Source organism: Bradyrhizobium sp. BRP20 (assembly GCF_020194215.1).
GTDB classification, from domain to species: Bacteria; Pseudomonadota; Alphaproteobacteria; order Rhizobiales; family Xanthobacteraceae; genus Bradyrhizobium; species Bradyrhizobium yuanmingense.
Window position 1 is genome coordinate 266,408 of the sequence record NZ_JADYVY010000009.1, and the last position, 15,612, is coordinate 282,019.

Annotated in this window: 13 protein-coding genes and 1 riboswitch; of the genes, 5 read left to right on the forward strand and 8 right to left on the reverse strand. The window is 65.7% G+C overall.

Annotated elements, in window-relative coordinates:
• The first annotated feature begins 92 nt into the window (after positions 1–92).
• Both I6F33_RS22535 and I6F33_RS22540 read left to right on the forward strand, forming a co-directional pair.
• Positions 93–1,367 carry a sorbosone dehydrogenase family protein gene (locus tag I6F33_RS22535; RefSeq protein ID WP_225144184.1) on the forward strand — a complete coding sequence of 425 codons (1,275 nt, stop codon included), beginning with the start codon at positions 93–95 and terminating at the stop codon, positions 1,365–1,367.
• 196 nt (positions 1,368–1,563) lie between these two features.
• Positions 1,564–2,157 (forward strand): cytochrome c, encoded by a 594-nt coding sequence (locus I6F33_RS22540; protein ID WP_036003005.1) that lies wholly within the window; start codon positions 1,564–1,566, stop codon positions 2,155–2,157.
• A 90-nt stretch (positions 2,158–2,247) separates the two neighbouring features.
• Here I6F33_RS22540 and panE read toward each other — a convergent pair whose 3' ends face one another.
• From panE to I6F33_RS22560, 4 genes are all read right to left on the reverse strand, one after another.
• Positions 2,248–3,171 (reverse strand): 2-dehydropantoate 2-reductase, encoded by a 924-nt coding sequence (panE, locus tag I6F33_RS22545; protein ID WP_225113168.1) that lies wholly within the window; start codon positions 3,169–3,171, stop codon positions 2,248–2,250.
• A gap of 99 nt (positions 3,172–3,270) precedes the next feature.
• Positions 3,271–3,879, reverse strand: coding sequence for a 2-hydroxychromene-2-carboxylate isomerase (locus tag I6F33_RS22550; RefSeq protein WP_225144185.1), 609 nt, complete (start codon positions 3,877–3,879; stop codon positions 3,271–3,273).
• Between the two features lie 101 nt (positions 3,880–3,980).
• Positions 3,981–5,330 carry an MATE family efflux transporter gene (locus tag I6F33_RS22555; RefSeq protein ID WP_225144186.1) on the reverse strand — a complete coding sequence of 450 codons (1,350 nt, stop codon included), beginning with the start codon at positions 5,328–5,330 and terminating at the stop codon, positions 3,981–3,983.
• Between the two features lie 88 nt (positions 5,331–5,418).
• The gene (locus I6F33_RS22560; protein WP_109141984.1) at positions 5,419–6,015 is read right to left on the reverse strand and encodes a DUF2239 family protein; all 597 of its coding nucleotides are present in this window, start codon (positions 6,013–6,015) and stop codon (positions 5,419–5,421) included.
• Between the two features lie 151 nt (positions 6,016–6,166).
• On the opposite strand from I6F33_RS22560, the gene I6F33_RS22565 reads away from it, so the two are divergent.
• Positions 6,167–6,832, forward strand: a complete 666-nt coding sequence (locus I6F33_RS22565) for a glutathione S-transferase family protein (protein WP_036038860.1) — start codon at positions 6,167–6,169, stop codon at positions 6,830–6,832.
• 30 nt (positions 6,833–6,862) lie between these two features.
• Here I6F33_RS22565 and ggt read toward each other — a convergent pair whose 3' ends face one another.
• Positions 6,863–8,614, reverse strand: a complete 1,752-nt coding sequence (gene ggt / locus I6F33_RS22570) for a gamma-glutamyltransferase (protein WP_225144187.1) — start codon at positions 8,612–8,614, stop codon at positions 6,863–6,865.
• A gap of 100 nt (positions 8,615–8,714) precedes the next feature.
• On the opposite strand from ggt, the gene I6F33_RS22575 reads away from it, so the two are divergent.
• On the forward strand, positions 8,715–10,100 hold the full coding sequence (locus I6F33_RS22575; protein ID WP_036024247.1) for an MFS transporter: 1,386 nt from the start codon (positions 8,715–8,717) through the stop codon (positions 10,098–10,100).
• Positions 10,101–10,220: 120 nt separating this feature from the next.
• Here the strand turns inward: I6F33_RS22575 and purH are convergent, their stop codons facing one another.
• The 3 genes from purH to I6F33_RS22590 form a co-directional block, all read right to left on the reverse strand.
• On the reverse strand, positions 10,221–11,813 hold the full coding sequence (purH, locus tag I6F33_RS22580) for a bifunctional phosphoribosylaminoimidazolecarboxamide formyltransferase/IMP cyclohydrolase (protein WP_225144188.1): 1,593 nt from the start codon (positions 11,811–11,813) through the stop codon (positions 10,221–10,223).
• A gap of 24 nt (positions 11,814–11,837) precedes the next feature.
• Positions 11,838–11,919: riboswitch (ZMP/ZTP riboswitch) on the reverse strand.
• A gap of 59 nt (positions 11,920–11,978) precedes the next feature.
• Positions 11,979–13,697 (reverse strand): heparinase II/III family protein, encoded by a 1,719-nt coding sequence (locus I6F33_RS22585; RefSeq protein WP_036038852.1) that lies wholly within the window; start codon positions 13,695–13,697, stop codon positions 11,979–11,981.
• 157 nt (positions 13,698–13,854) lie between these two features.
• Positions 13,855–15,201, reverse strand: a complete 1,347-nt coding sequence (locus I6F33_RS22590) for an RsmB/NOP family class I SAM-dependent RNA methyltransferase (protein ID WP_109141989.1) — start codon at positions 15,199–15,201, stop codon at positions 13,855–13,857.
• 188 nt (positions 15,202–15,389) lie between these two features.
• Here I6F33_RS22590 and I6F33_RS22595 point away from each other — a divergent pair, with 188 nt between their 5' ends.
• On the forward strand, positions 15,390–15,599 hold the full coding sequence (locus I6F33_RS22595; protein ID WP_225144189.1) for a DUF1674 domain-containing protein: 210 nt from the start codon (positions 15,390–15,392) through the stop codon (positions 15,597–15,599).
• Positions 15,600–15,612 lie beyond the last annotated feature (13 nt).

Here is a 15,612-nt window from a genome sequence, read left to right on the forward strand (position 1 = left end):
GCCTGTCGTCCCGACGGGCTCAAGACTTCGCCTCTCGACTAGCAAAAGAAAATAATGCGCAGCCCTGACGGCTGCCTTAGGGGAGTGATGCGATGACATCGATGTTCCATCGATCCGTGTTGGCGCTTGCGGCCGTGGCCCTTCTCGCGGGGACCGGCGCCGGCAACGCGCAGCAGCAGGACAAGAGCAAGCCGCTGAAGAAATACGACTCCAGCACCAAGGAGTTCTGGACCCATCCGCCGGATGACTGGTTCCTCGGTGACGAGACCGAGGCGCAGAAGGGCCTCGCGCCGCCGTCGGGCCCGCCGACCGGCGCCTCCGACGCCGAGCTCGCCAACATCGTCAAGAAGATCAAGCTGCCGCCGGGCTTCAAGATCGAGGTCTACGCCTCGGGCGTGCTGGCCGCGCGGCAGATGGCCTGGGGCGACAAGGGCACGTTGTTCGTCGGCTCGTTCGGCCTCGGCAACGTCTATGCCATCAAGGACAACAACGGAAAGAAGGAGGTCAAGACCGTCCTCAAGGGCCTCAACATGCCCACCGGTCTCGCCTTCAAGGACGGCGCGCTCTACGTCATCGCCGTCGACAAGCTGATCCGCTACGACAACGCCGAAGCCAATCTCGACAATCTCGGCCAGGGCAAGGTCGTCTATGACGACATGCCGTCCTATGCCGCGCATGGCTGGAAATACATCTCGGTCGACAAGGAAGGCTGGTTCTTCCTGCCGTTCGGCCCGCCCTTCAACATCGGCATTCCGCCGACCAGCGTGTCGCAGATCCGGCGCGTCGATCCCAAGACCGGCAACGCCGAAATCTGGGCGCTCGGCGTCCGCAACTCGGTCGGCGGCGACGTCGATCCGCGCACCGGCAAGCTCTGGTTCACGGAGAATGCCCGCGACTGGATCAGCGATGATCTGCCCTCGGACAAGCTGAACATGATCAACCGGATCGGCGAGCATTTCGGCTATCCCTATTGCCATCAGGGCAATCTGCCTGACGACAAGTTCGCGATGGGCCACAAATGCTCCGAGTTCACGCCGCCCGTACTGAACCTCGGTGCCCATGTCGCACCGCTCGGCATGAAGTTCTACACCGGCGACCAGTTCCCCGCCGACTACAAGAACAACATCCTGATCGCGGAGCACGGCTCCTGGAATCGCCACAAGTACCAGGGCGCGCGCATCGTGCGGGTGATCGTCGGGCCTGACGGCAAGAACCCGAAGCGGGAGGTCTTCGCCTCCGGCTGGCTCGAGGGTGACCAGGGCTATCTCGGCCGTCCCAACGACATCATCATCGCCAAGGACGGATCAATCCTTGTGGCCGACGATTGGGCCGGCGCGATCTATCGCATCAGCTACAGCAAGAAGTAGCGCGACCTGACGGAGAAAGCTGCGACCGGGTGACGGCCGCAGCTTCTCCCATTTTGAAGCCCCACGCCGTCGTCCCGGATTGCGCGCCACTTGCGCGCAAGTCCGGAACTCATAACCACGAACGGGGATTATGGACTCCGGGCTCGCGCTAAGTGGCGCGCTTCGGAATGACGCAGTACAGAACGGATTTCCAATCATGCGCCGTCAGTTCTCTTGGTCCGTAATCGGCGCGCTATCGCTAGCAGTGATCGCCTTCATTCCAGCCGATGCCGCCGACAATGCCGCGATCAAGGAGAAGGCCGCCGCCTGCTCCGGCTGCCACGGCGAGAACGGCATTTCGCAGACCGAGAACATCCCCTCGCTCGCCGGCCAGCCCGATCAATTCCTGCAATGGCAGCTCGTGTTCTTCCGCGCCGGCGCGCGCAAGAACGATCAGATGCAGCCGATCGTGGAAGGGATCACCAACGAGGATATCCGCAATTTCGGCGCTTACTTCGCCTCGCTGGCGCCGCCGAAGGGACCCGAAGACGGGGATCCCGACCTGTCGAAGAAGGGGGCGCAGGTGGCCGCCGGCCGCCGCTGCGCCTCATGCCATACCGACAGCTATGCCGGCACCAAGGCGGTGGCGCGGCTCGCGGGGCAACGTGAGGAATATCTCGTCAAGGCGCTGCACGATTACAAGGCCGGCCAGCGTGTCGGCGGCGGCGTCGCCGCGATGGCCGACGTCGCCTATCACATGAGCGATGAGGAGATCACCGCCGTCTCGCACTATCTCGCGCACTTGAAATAGCGCTGAGCTGTTTCGTCAATCGCAGCTCGTCATCCCCGGGGCGCGACACAGTCGCGAGCCCCGGGACGACACCGAATGTGTGGTTACGCCCTACCCCGCCCGCTGCCTCTCATACGCCTTCAGATGCGTATAGGCGATGCGCAGCTTCGGCACCGGCACCTTGGCGGAGTCGGCGCGCGCGATGAGATCGCCAATGACGTGATCGGCCTCGACAGGCAGGCCGGCCTTGATGTCGCGGAACATCGACGCCGTCAGCGGCGAGCCCTCGGTGGTGAGATTGCCTTTGACGCGATCGAAGAACGGGCCGCCCGGCGGATAGCCGGACGCCGTGGCAACCGCGCTGGTCTCATCCAGCATGCCGAGCAGGAAATCGCGGCCGCCGGGCGCGGCGAGGATATTGCCGACAGACGTCCGCATCAGGCTGGTGCTTGCAGCGAGCGAGGACAGGAACACCCACTTCTCCCACATGTCCTGCATGATGTTCTGGCTGGCGCTGGCGCCATGGATGCCGCTCTTGAAGGCCTCGTCGATCGCCTTCACCCGGTCCGACATCCCGCCGTCGCGCTCGCCGTAGCTGAGCGACTGCATCGGCTGGAGCTGCACCACCTCGCGCTTCTCGTTCAGCGTGGCCGCAATGGCGCAGAGGCCGCCGAGCACGCGCTCCTTGCCGAACCTCGTGTCCAGCGTGTCGAGATGCTTCATGCCGTTGAGCATCGGGATGATCGCGGTGTTCGGCCCCACCGCGGGGGCGAACGACTTGATGGCATCGTCGAGGTCGAATGCCTTGCAGCTGAGCAGCACGACGTCGAACGTGTCCTTGATTGCGTCGGCCTGAACCGTCGGCGGGTTCTTCAAGGTCACATCGCCGTTCGGGCTCTTGATAACGAGGCCGGCGCTCGCGAGCTCGTCGGCGCGGCGCGGCCTAACCAGGAAGGTCACGTCGCGGCCGGCCTGCAACAGCCTGCCACCGAAATAGCCGCCGATGGCGCCGGCGCCGACCACGAGGATGCGCATGGGAGAACTCCGCTTTTATTATTAGCGAATGGCGAATAGGGAGTAGCGAATAGTTGGCGCGATTTCCACTCGCTATTCGCTACCCGCCATTCGCGCGCTTCACTTTCCCGACACCATCTCCTCGACCTCGCGCAACTGCTCCTTGCCGAAGAACATTTCATTGCCGACGAAGAAGGTCGGCGAGCCGAAGGCGCCGCGGGCGACCGCCTCCTCGGTGTTCTTGATCAGCTTGGCCTTCACCTCGGGTTCCCCGGCGCGGGCGAACAGCTTTTGCGCATCGAGACCAGACGACGCCAGCGCCTTCGCCGCGATCTCGGGATCGTCCATCTTCTTCGGCTCGCGCCACATGTGGTGGAAGGTGGCCTCGACATATGTCTCGAACACGCCCTCGAGCTGCGCTGCGATCGCTGCGCGCATCAGGTTCAGCGTCTTGACGGGAAAGTGCGGATTCCAGACATAGGGCTGGACATGGAAGCGTTTGATGAAGCGCTCGGTCTCGACCTGCTGGAACTCCCGCTTGTTCTTGATGCCGGCGAGCGTCTCGGCCGGCGACTTGTTGTTGGTCGACTTGAAGATGCCGCCGAGCAGGATCGGCACATATTCGAACTTGACGCCGATCCGCTGTTCGATGGCTGGAATCGCCAGATGGCTGAGATAGGCGTTGGGGCTACCGAAATCGAACAGGAATTGCGGGGCGGTGCGGGTCAAAATCATTCTCCCTGGCCTGGCTTTCTGAGCGGCTTTTTCTCATTGTGGCGCAGGCCGCGCCACAGGTCTATCGTTTAATGACGGTCATAATACTTTGACCGTCAGATCAGGCGCTGCATCGCCCGCTTGCGCCACACCAGATGGTAATAGCCCATCTGCAGAATCAACATGGCGCAGAACACGATGGGATAGGCGGCCCACACGCCGGTCAGGCCGACCGTGTGGCTCAGGATGATTGCAGCCGGCAGCTCGATTGCGGCGATCGCGAAGATCGACAGCAGCATCGGCGTCAACGCGACGCCGGCGCCGCGCATTGCGCCCGAGAACACCGTGGCGAGCCCGAACGGCACCGAGCTCCACAAGGTGATGTTGAGCAATCCCTTCGCCAGATCCAGCACGGCGCCCTCGGTGATGAAGATACCGAGCACCGCGCGTGGCGCGAGGTAGATCAGCGCCACCAACCCGCCGGTCAGGACGATATTGAACGCAAGGCCCATCCGCACGATGCCGTCAAGCTGGGCCCGGTCGCCGCCGCCGACGGCCTGGGCGCCGAGGATCGAGACCGCGATCGAAATCGACATCGCCGTGAACTGGGTGTAGCCCATCACCTGGTTGACGGCGCCATAGGCCGCGGTGGCATTCGAGCCGAAGCCGTTGACGAGGCCGAGCAGCACAAGCTCAGCGATCGCCATCACCACCATGCCGATCGCGCTCGGCAGGCCGATCCCGAGGACTTTGCCGAGCACGGCGCCGTTCAGCCGGAGGTGACGCAGCAGCGTCGCATCCGGCGCGAGCGCGTGCTTTCTCCGCAGCAGATAGGCAGCCAGCACGATCAGCGTCAGCGTGTTCGAGATCGCAGCCGCCCAGGCAGCACTGGTGATGCCGACGGCCGGCAATCCGAACGTGCCGCGGATCAGCATCGGCGTCAGGATCAGGCCGATCGCCGTCGACAAGGCCAGCGCCAGCAGCGGCGTCAGTCCATCGCCGACGCCGCGGATCATCGCCGTCATCAGCAGGAAGATGAAGCCGAGCGGCATCGTCAACAGCATGATGCGCGCATAGGCGCTGGCTTCATCGAGAATGTCCGCGGGCGTGGCGAGCATCACCATCAGGGGCCGGCTGAAGATCCCGCCAACGAGTGCAATCGCTATCGAGAGCAGCAGGCCGACGGCGAGTGTCGTGCCGACGATGATCTTGATCCGGCCATGCTCGCCGGCGCCGAAGGCCTGGCCGATCAGCACGGTGGCGCCGGTGCTGAGGCCCATGACGAAGGCGAACAGGAAGAACATCACCGGGAAGAACGCCGAGACCGCGGCGAGCGCGCCGACGCCGACCATCTGGCCGAGATAGACGTTGCTGACGGTGCCGAACAGCGATTGCAGCGCGTTGCTCAGCATCAGGGGTGCGAGAAAGCGGAGGAATGTGGTCCAGAGCGGCTTTGCGGCAGACATGGCATTGGCCTTTCATCAGGGCGTGCGAAGCCGTTGCCGCGCAATGCGCGGCTCGGCCGTCGATGGAGCGTGAGAAGCGGCGCGCGGTTTAAGCGCGGTCGCTGTAGGCGAGCTTGACGATGTGGTCGCGGATGTCGGTCGGCCAGTCGGCGATCAGGCCGGTGAAGCGTCGCCGGTCATCCGCGAACAGGGCGCGCGAGGCTTCCTCGAACTGCGGCAGATCGCCGGCCATGGTCGACATGAAGTGGTAGGCCGCATCGCGCGCCTGCCGCTCGCGGTCCTTGTCGCCGCTGGCGCGCCTGGCTTCGTCGACGAGCTTGCGCAGCGCGACCGAAGCGCCGCCGGCCTGTGCGTTGAGCCACTCCCAGTGCCGCGGCAGCAAGGTCACCTCGCGCGCGACCACGCCGAGCTTCGGCCGGCCGCGACCGCGCGGCTCTGCGGGTGCTTCGGTCGCCTCAGCCGACGGCGGGACAAGCTTCGCCAAGCGCGCCAACACCTCGCGATCTCCACCACGCAGATCGAAGTCGATCGATCGGCCCGTGGCGTCCTCGAAGATGATGATTGGCTCGTCCGGCTGTGACGCCACCCGCTTGACGACCAGCGCGACCTCTCCAGCCGGCCCGGACACCAGGCGGCGTTGTCCCTGGAAAGCGGTGAAAAATTTCTGCATTGGAATCATTGCCATTTTGACGATGCTGGGTTTCTTAATACCCGGGTAAATTACTCGCGTCAATATACCCGGATAAAAATATCAGCAGCGACGGCTCGACAATGTGTTCCCGGGCTGGCACCAACGGCGCGGCCGATGACCAAGACCAAGCCTTGAGGACCCCGCGATGCTGACCGTTCACCACCTCAACAATTCCCGCTCGCAGCGCGTGCTGTGGCTGCTCGAGGAGCTGGGCGTTCCCTACGAGATCGTGCGCTATCAGCGTCAGCCGGACATGCGCGCGCCGAAGGAGCTGCGCGCCATCCATCCGCTCGGCAAATCGCCCGTCATCACCGACAACGGCAACACCATCGCCGAATCAGGCGCGATCATCGAATATCTCATCGCCACCTACGGCAACGGGCGGCTGATCCCGCCGCCGAACACGCCGGAGCGGCTGCGCTACACCTATTGGCTTCACTATGCGGAAGGATCCGCGATGCAGCCGCTGCTGCTCAAGCTGCTGTTCACGCTGATGCCGAAGCGTGCGCCGGCCCTGCTGCGCCCGCTGGTGCGCAAGGTCTGCAACCAGGCGCTGACCGCGCTGGTCAATCCGCAGCTCAAGCAACACATGGACTATTGGGAAGGCGAGCTCGGCAAGAGCGAATGGTTCGCCGGCAGCGAGTTCACCGCGGCTGACATCCAGATGAGCTTTCCGCTCGAAGCCGCCCAAGCTCGCGGCGGCCTCGAGCAGGGCCATCCCAAGGCGATGGCGTTCCTGGAGCGCATCCACGCCCGGCCTGCCTATGCGCGCGCGCTGGAGAAGGGCGGGCCGTATCAGGTCGGGCGGTAAGCTCCCTTACTCCGTCATTCCGGGAGCAGGTTACTGCCCCGCCGCCTCCGCGCCGCGCGTGCGCGGATCGGCTGCGCCCAGCGTTCCGTTCGGCGTCACCAGAATCGAGTTGGCAGATGTCTGCCCCATCGGCTCGAGGACGAGGTGCCCCATCGCCTTCAGCTCGAGCAGCACGCCCTCGGGAAAGCCGCGCTCGACGCGCACTTCATCCGGCAGCCATTGGTGGTGCAGCCGCGGCGCTGCGACCGCGGCCGCAACATCCATCTTGTAGTCGAGCACATTCACGATCACCTGCAGCACGGTCGAGATGATGCGGCTGCCGCCGGGCGAGCCCGTCACCAGCACCGGCTTGCCGTCCCTCAGCACGATGGTCGGCGACATCGACGACAGCGGCCGCTTACCGGGACCGGGAAGATTCGCTTCGAAGCCGACCAGGCCATAGGCGTTGGAGGCGCCGATTGCCGCGGTGAAATCGTCGAGCTCGTTGTTGAGCAGCACGCCGGTGCCGTCGGCGACGAGGCCGACGCCGTAGCTGAAGTTCAGCGTGTAGGTGTTGCTGACGGCATTGCCGCGGGCGTCGACGACGGAAAAATGCGTGGTGTTGCTGCCCTCACGTGGCGCCGCAGGAGAGGTCACGAGCTCTTTTGACGGTGTGGCGCGTTCGAGGGAAATGTTTGCGCGCAGCTTCGCGGCATAGTCCTTCGCAATGAGGGTCTCGATCGGCGCGTTGACGAAGGCGGGATCACCGAGATAGCGGGCGCGGTCGGCATAAGCGCGCTTCATGGCTTCGATCAAGAGATGCAGCGACGCCGCTGATCCCTGCTTCAGATCGGCCAGAGGGAAGCCCTCGAGGATGTTGAGCGTCTCCATCAGCACGACGCCGCCGGATGAGGGTAGCGGCATCGACACGATGTCATAGCCGCGGTAGCTGCCACGCACCGGCGTGCGGATGACCGGCTGATAGGCCTTGAGGTCGGCCGGCGTCATGATGCCGCCGGCATCGGTCACGGCCTTGGCGAGCTTCTCGGCGACCGGCCCCTCGTAGAATCCCCGCGGCCCCTGTGCAGCGACGGCCGCCAGCGTTTCGGCGAGATCGCCCTGCACCAGCCGATCGCCTTCGCCCAGCGGCGTGCCATCCGGACGCGAGAATATCCTGGCCGAAGAAGGCCAGCGTGCCAGCCGCCGGTGCCAGCCCGGCAATGTATCGGCCATGTCGTCGCTGACGATGAAGCCATCGCGTGCGAGCGCGATCGCAGGCGCCAGCAGTTGCGCCAGCGTGAACTGACCCGAGCCGTATTTCTCGAGCGCGAGCGCAAGGCCGGCGACGGTGCCGGGCACGCCGATGCCGAGCGCGGAATCCCGTGACTTCGTCGCGTCGGGCTTGCCGTCGGCGCCGAGGAAGATCTGCGGCGTGGTCGCGGCCGGCGCGGTTTCGCGATAGTCGATCGTGATGTCTTCATTGCGATCGGCGGAATGGATCACCATGAAGCCGCCGCCGCCGATATTGCCGGCACGCGGATAGGTCACGGCCATCGCGAAGCCGGTCGCGACCGCAGCGTCGATGGCATTGCCGCCGCGCCGCAGGATGTCGGCGCCGATCTGCGCAGAGATCTTCTCCTGCGCCACCACCATGCCGTGCTCGGCGGCGACGGCGCGCACTGCCTCGCGTGCGGGCGGAACATAGCCCTGCCTTGCATCCTGAGCGGTCGCAGGGGCGAGACCGAGCACCAGGACGGCAATGGCGGCTAAAAATCTCCGCCGTGTCGAATATGACGACATCATCGAATTCCCGCCGTGGCGTTGCACCGGTTCACACCCGTCACTGTAATGCTATACCGTTTGCTCTAAGAGAGGCAAAACTGTTCGTGATGGGTGCTGCGTGATGACGACAATCGCTCCGGATGCGCGCATGGCCGGCGTGGCGCGGACCTATCCGCCGCGCGCCGCCGTCGTGAGTTGGATCTTCTTCGATTGGGCCGCGCAGCCATATTTCACGCTGATCACGACCTTCGTGTTCGCGCCCTATTTCGCGACGGCCATTGCGCCAAATCCCGCCGCCGGTCAATCCTTGTGGGGCTTTGCGATGGCGGCCGCGGGCCTTGCGATCGCGCTGTTGTCGCCGGTGCTCGGCGCCATCGCCGACGCTTCGGGCCGCAGGAAACCGTGGATCGCAGGTTTCGGTACGGTGCTGGTGCTGGCGTCCTGCACGCTCTGGATCGGCAAGCCCGGCGATCATGCGGTCATTCCGCTTGTGCTCACCGCAGTTGCGCTCGCCAGCGTTGGTGCGGAATTTGCCACGCTCTTCAACAACGCGATGATGCCGACGCTGGTGCCGCCGGAGCGAATCGGCCGTCTCTCCGGCACCGGCTGGGCCACGGGCTACATTGGCGGCATCGTCAGCCTGATCATCGTGCTCGGCCTGCTCGCCGCCAATCCCGAGACCGGCCGCACGCTGCTCGGCGTCACGCCGCTCTTCGGCCTCGATCCCCTCACACGTCAGGGCGATCGTGCCGCGGGGCCGCTGACCGCGCTGTGGTTCATCATCTTCGTGACCCCGATGTTCCTGTTCACGCCGGATTATCCGGCGAAGCGCCCGCTGGGCGAGGCGTTGCGCGAAGGCCTGTCGGAGCTGAAGCAGTCGATCAAGAGTCTGCCGAGGCAGAAATCGCTCGCGGCATTCCTGCTCGCCAACATGATCTACACCGATGGTCTGGTGTCGCTGTTCGCCTTCGGCGGCATCTATGCCGCGGGCACCTTCGGCTGGCACACCATCCAGATCGGGACGTTCGGCATCATGCTCGCGATCGCCGGCGCGCTCGGCGCCTGGTTCGGCGGCAAGCTGGATGATCGTCTCGGGCCGAAGCGCGTCATCGCCGGCAGCCTGCTGGTCCTGCTGCTGTCGGTGGCCGCGATTCTCCTCGTCGACAAGGACAGCGTCCTGTTCGTCAAGACCGCGCCGCCGCAAGCGGGCGCTGCCCTGTTCTCGAGTACGGCCGAGCGCGCCTATCTCGTGCTGGGCTGCCTGATCGGTGCAGCCGGCGGCCCGCTCCAGGCCGCTTCCCGCACGCTGCTGATCCATCTCGCGCCGAAGGATCGCATCGCGCAATATTTCGGCCTGTTTGCGCTGACGGGAAAGGTGACGTCCTTCATCGGCCCGCTCCTGATCGGCCTGGTCACCGCGCTGACCGCCAGCCAGAAGGCCGGCATGGCCGTGCTGGTGGTGTTCTTCGTTGCGGGATTGGGGCTGTTGATGCGGGTGCGGGATTAGCATCCCCATCGTCATTCCGGGGCGCGCCGCTTGGCGCGAGCCCGGAATCCATTTCTCCGCATGGGACCCTGCACAATGGATTCCGGGTTCGCGCTTCGCGCGCCCCGGAATGACAGCAACTCAGTGCCTGAAGTGCCGCGTTCCCGTGAACACCATGGCGATGCCGTGCTCGTCGGCGGCCTTGATCACCTCGTCGTCGCGCATGGAGCCGCCGGGCTGCACCACGGCGGTGGCGCCGGCTTCGATGCAGGCGAGCATGCCGTCGGCGAACGGGAAGAATGCATCCGAGGCCACCACCGAACCCTTGGTGAGCGGTTCGGCGAGCTTCAGCTCGCTGGCAGCATCCTGCGCCTTGCGTGCGGCGATCCGCGCTGAGTCCACCCGGCTCATCTGACCCGCGCCGATACCGACGGTGGCGAGATCCTTGGCGTAGATGATGGTGTTGGACTTGACGTGTTTTGCCACCCGGAACGCAAACTTCAGATCACGCATCTCCGCATCCGTCGGCGCGCGCTTGGTGACGACCTTGAACGTCATGTCGTCGACAACGGCGTTGTCGCGGCTTTGCACCAGCAGGCCGCCGGCCACCGTCTTGGCGGTCAGGCCCGGCGCACGCGGATCGGGCAGGCTGCCGGCGAGCAGCAGGCGCAGGTTCTTCTTGCCGCCGATGATGGCGATCGCCTCTTCGCTGGCGTCGGGCGCGATGATGACCTCAGTGAAGATCTTGGTAATCTCGCGCGCGGTATCGGCATCGAGGGCGCGGTTCATCGCGATGATGCCGCCGAAGGCCGAGGTGGAATCGCAGGCCAGCGCCCTGCGATAGGCCTCGACGAGGTTCGGACCTTCGGCGACGCCGCAGGGATTGGCATGCTTGACGATGACGCAGGCCGCGGTGCGCTTGGCGTCGAACTCGCCGATGCATTCATAGGCGGCATCGGTGTCGTTGATGTTGTTGTAGGAGAGCTCCTTGCCCTGGAGCTGCCGCGCGGTGGAGACGCCGGGGCGCTTGTCCGGCGTCGCGTAGAAGGCGGCGGTCTGGTGCGGGTTCTCGCCATAGCGCAGCGACTGGATCAGCCTGCCGCCGAAAGCGCGGAAGTCGGGCGCGTCGATCTCGAGCTGACGGTTGAACCAGTTCGAGATCGCGGCGTCATACGCCGCAGTGCGGGCATAGGCCTTCGCGGCGAGCCGCCGGCGCAGCTTTAGCGTGGTCGCGCCCTTGTTGGCGGCGAGCTCGTCGAGCACGGCCTGATAGTCCTGCGCCTCGACCACGACGGCAACATCGTCGTGATTCTTGGCGGCGGCGCGGATCATCGCGGGGCCGCCGATGTCGATGTTCTCGATGCAATCCTCGAAGCCCGCGCCTTTGTCGACGGTGGCCTCGAACGGATAGAGATTGACGACGAGCAGGTCGATCGGCGCGATGCCGTGCGCCTGCATCGCCTCCGCATGGTCCTTGTTGTCGCGGATCGCGAGCAAGCCGCCATGCACCTTCGGATGCAGCGTCTTGACGCGGCCGTCCATCATCTCGGGGAAGCCGGTGAGCTCCGAGACGTCCTTCACCTTAAGGCCGGCCGCGGCGATCGCTTTCGCGGTGCCGCCGGTCGAGACCAGCTCGACATCGTGCGCGGCGAGCGCCTTGGCGAACTCGATTAGGCCGGTCTTGTCGGAGACGGAGAGAAGGGCGCGGGTGACGCGGCGGGGATGGTCAGTCATGAGCAAGATCCTCTGTTCAGGGAGTGTCTATGCCCAGGCGCGCGGCTTATATGTCCCGCGCTTCCCGATGGTGCTCCATCCAAGGTCGCCAGTCGCGCGAGCGAGCGCTCGATAGCAGCTTTTGGCGTCGCTCTCAACGGGTAGATAGGGCCGGATCGCGCCTGTTTACAACGGAAGTTCCGGCTCGCGCCGGGCGTTGCGGCGGGCATTGGTCACTGCGGGCGAGGCGGTGGAGCGGACAAAGCTCCAGCGGATCGAGGGGGCCTGGCGGGCGTTCTGACGGATCACGATCTGGGCGGTGCGGCGCGGGCCGTCATTGCCGGCCAGGAATACGCTGTCCTCGAGATCGACCTTGTCGTCCAATGCCTCGAAGGTCCAGACGTCGCGGTTCGGCAGCACCAGCATGACGCCGCGCGCATCCGACAGCCGGCTTGCCTTCACTGCGGGATGCAGATGGAAGCGCAGCGCGAAATCGGCATCGGCGCCCTTGAAGCGTCCGCCCTGCGGCGGCGACAGCGCGTCCTCGCCGTCGATGCGCGCGCCGTCATTGGCGATCATCAGCACGCGGCGGTGGATCGCGCCGAACTTGGCGAGATAGCCGTCATGTGAGGTCGTGAGCAGCGTGCCGTTCTGCACGACCTCGCGATAGCTCTCGACCTCGACCGGGCCGCTGGTGACGGGCGCGCCGTGCAGGAGCCGCTTCATCGCCGACATCTCGACGAACTGGCATGACGACGTCTCGTGATAGGTCAGGGTCGAATGCGCCGCCGTGCTGCGTGCGAACGGCCGCCAATTGTCGCGGCCGGTGGTCGGCATGCCGCAATTGGTGACGATGCGGCTGATGCCGGACGACAATTCGAACGAGAGGCAGCCGGCATGGGCGTCGTGACTGACGCCGGCCGGCGGCGGCGGGCCGGTGTCGATGATCACAGTGGTCTGGCCGGCATCGAGGCGCTGAAAGCCGGTATGCGGCATGTTCGCCATCGGCGCGCCGTGGGTGTCGTCATAGGCGAGCAGCGTGGCGAGCAGGTCGGACGATGTCGCGCTCATGCCGTTGAACAGGGCGAAATTGCCGTCGCCGTGCCGGAAGAAGCGCAGCATCGGCATCATGCGGTCGATCGCATTGAGCAGCGCCGGCGGCGGCGCGATATTGCGCGCGGCAAAAGTCTGCCGCAGCGGCAAGAGGTCGATCAGGAGCTCGATCAGCGCCCCCGGATTGCGCGAGATGTGGCCGCCATCGGGCAGGATCTGCCGCTGCAATTCGTCGGACAGCTTCTTGGAGGCGCTGCGGATGTGACGCGTCTGGTTGGCGAGGCACAGGGACGCATAGCACAGCGCGATCAGCACCTGCAGCTTCGGCACCCCGTCCGGAATGTCGACCATGGTATAGCGCAGGAAGCGGATCTCGCGCGCCAGCGCCCGCAAGTAACGGCGGTAGAACTTGTTGTCGGTCTCGCTCAGCACCAGCGGCGCCTGCGACAGCAGCGAGATCACGCGCCGCGCCAGCACGTCGGCACGGCGCGCGACGGGGCGGCGCTTGTTGGCGGGATTCGAGATCCAGTCCTCGATCAGCGCGCGCGCATTCGCCCGCGTCAGCGCCGTATCGGCGGCGCGCAAGTGCCGCAGCCAGCCGAAGCCGAGCAGCGCAACCTCCCAATCCTCCGACGGCGGCTCGAGGTCGAAGATCGAGCGGCCGTGGCAATTGACGATCTTGCCGGCGAAGACGAAGCGACCGGCATAGATCTCGGCAGCGCGAGTCGCATCCGCGGTCCGCAGGTCATGCGGCGCGATGATCAGCCGGTCGGTGCGGCCGGGCCAGACCCGCGACAGCACAACGGAACCGCCGCTCGCGCGCGCGAGCATGTTCCGCGCGAAGCGGTTCATGACCAGCGTCGAGATACGTCTGCGTTGAGCGACCGACACGCCTTGCCTTGATGGGGGAGAGGATCAGTGACGAATCCTTATTAATCCCAAAATCGGACGCCTGACACCACCTTGAACGGCGCGAATCAGGCTCGTGGTCGCAAAATCCAGTGCAAAATCAGGATTTAACGAGCCGGGCCGCGAAAAATCCGTCGAGCCCGCCGAGCCTGGGATCGGCGTTCGGCAGATGGCAGGGCAGGGTGCGCAGGTCGCCGTCCCCGTTGAGGATTTCGTCGAGGCCCGCAACCTCCGATGCCACGATCGGAGCGCGGCGAAGCGCGGGCTCGGCGGCGAGCAGTGCCGCCACCGCCTGCTCGCCCTCCTCCGGTTCCAGCGAACAGGTGCAATAGACGAGCGTCCCGCCCGGCTTGAGCAGCGACACCGACTTGCGCAGCAGCCGCTGCTGGAGCGCGGCCAGGGTAGCGATGTCGGAGTCCTGCCGCAGCCATGCGACGTCGGGATGCCGGCGGATCGTGCCGGTGGAGGTGCAGGGAGCATCGATCAGAATACCGTCGAACGCCTCCGCCGGGCCGGCCCATTCCACGGCGTCAGCGACGACGGTCTCGGCCTGCAGCGACAGCCGCGCCAGGTTTTCGCGCAAACGCGCCACCCGTGCCGGCGAGCGGTCGATCGCCGTGACCTGCGCGCCCGAGAGCACCAGCTGCGCGGTCTTGCCGCCAGGGGCGGCGCAGAGATCGGCAATGGACTTGCCTTTGACATCGCCGAACAGCCGGGCGGGCAACGCGGCGGCGGCGTCCTGTACCCACCATTGTCCTTCGGCGAAGCCGGGCAGCATGGTTACCGCACCATGCAGCAGCATCCGCACCGTTCCCGTCGGCAGCATCTCACCATGCAGGCGGCTTGCCCATTGGGCGGGATCCGATTTCACCGTGAGATCGAGCGAGGGCTCGTGGCCGAGCGCCGATGCCATGTCTCGTGCGGTCGCCTCGCCATAATGAGCGCTCCAGCGCGCGAGCAGCCATGGCGGCAGATCCAGCGATTGCGTCGCGACCTCCTCGACCAGCGCCTTGCCCTCGCGCGCACAGCGGCGCAGCACGGCGTTGACGAGCCCGGCATAGCGCGCGGCGCGGCGGTCGGATTGCACGAGGCGGACGGAGAGATCGACCGCGGCGTGATCCGGCACGTCCATCCAGAGGATCTGGGCGGCGCCGATCAAAAGTGCGCTCTGCGCGCGTGGCGCGTCGGAGGGAACGCCCTTGTCGAGCAGGCGGGACAGCACATGGCCGAGCGTGCCGAGCCGGCGCAGCACCGTGGCGACCAGGCGCCGCATCAGCGCGCGGTCGCGGTCGGCCAGCGTCTTCAGTCCGGGATGGGCACCGCCGCCGTCGAGCTGGTCGTCGAGCGTGCGGTGCTTGTGCAGCACGCCGTCGACGATGTCGGCGGCAATCCGTCGCGCCGCAAGGCCGGGCACTTCGGACGGAGGGACGAAACGTTGAGATGGCATGCGGCAGCAAGGTTCTGAACGAGCGGCAGTTCCGCCGCGATGGGCGCATGCCTTGAGAAGGCGATCTCTGACACGCGAATATGCCAAATGTAAGAATCGCTTGCGGGTTTTTCAGCGCTCCGAGCCGATTTCAGGAATGCGTTATTGGGCATCGCGTTGTGCGCGGTCCTGCGCTAGAAAGCGCGGCGATGAGTGACCCCGTTCCCGATCGCAAGCCGCTGTCGCCGGCTGCCCAGCGCGCGCTGGCCGAGGCTGAGGCGCGCCGGCAGGCTGCGGCCGCCAAGGCCAAGGATGAGGCCAAGAACGAGACCAAGGCGAAGGAGCTGCAGGGGCCGCAGGGGCCTGAGCCCACCCGCTACGGCGATTGGGAGCGCAGGGGCATCGCTTCCGACTTCTGAGCTTGCAGTCGGA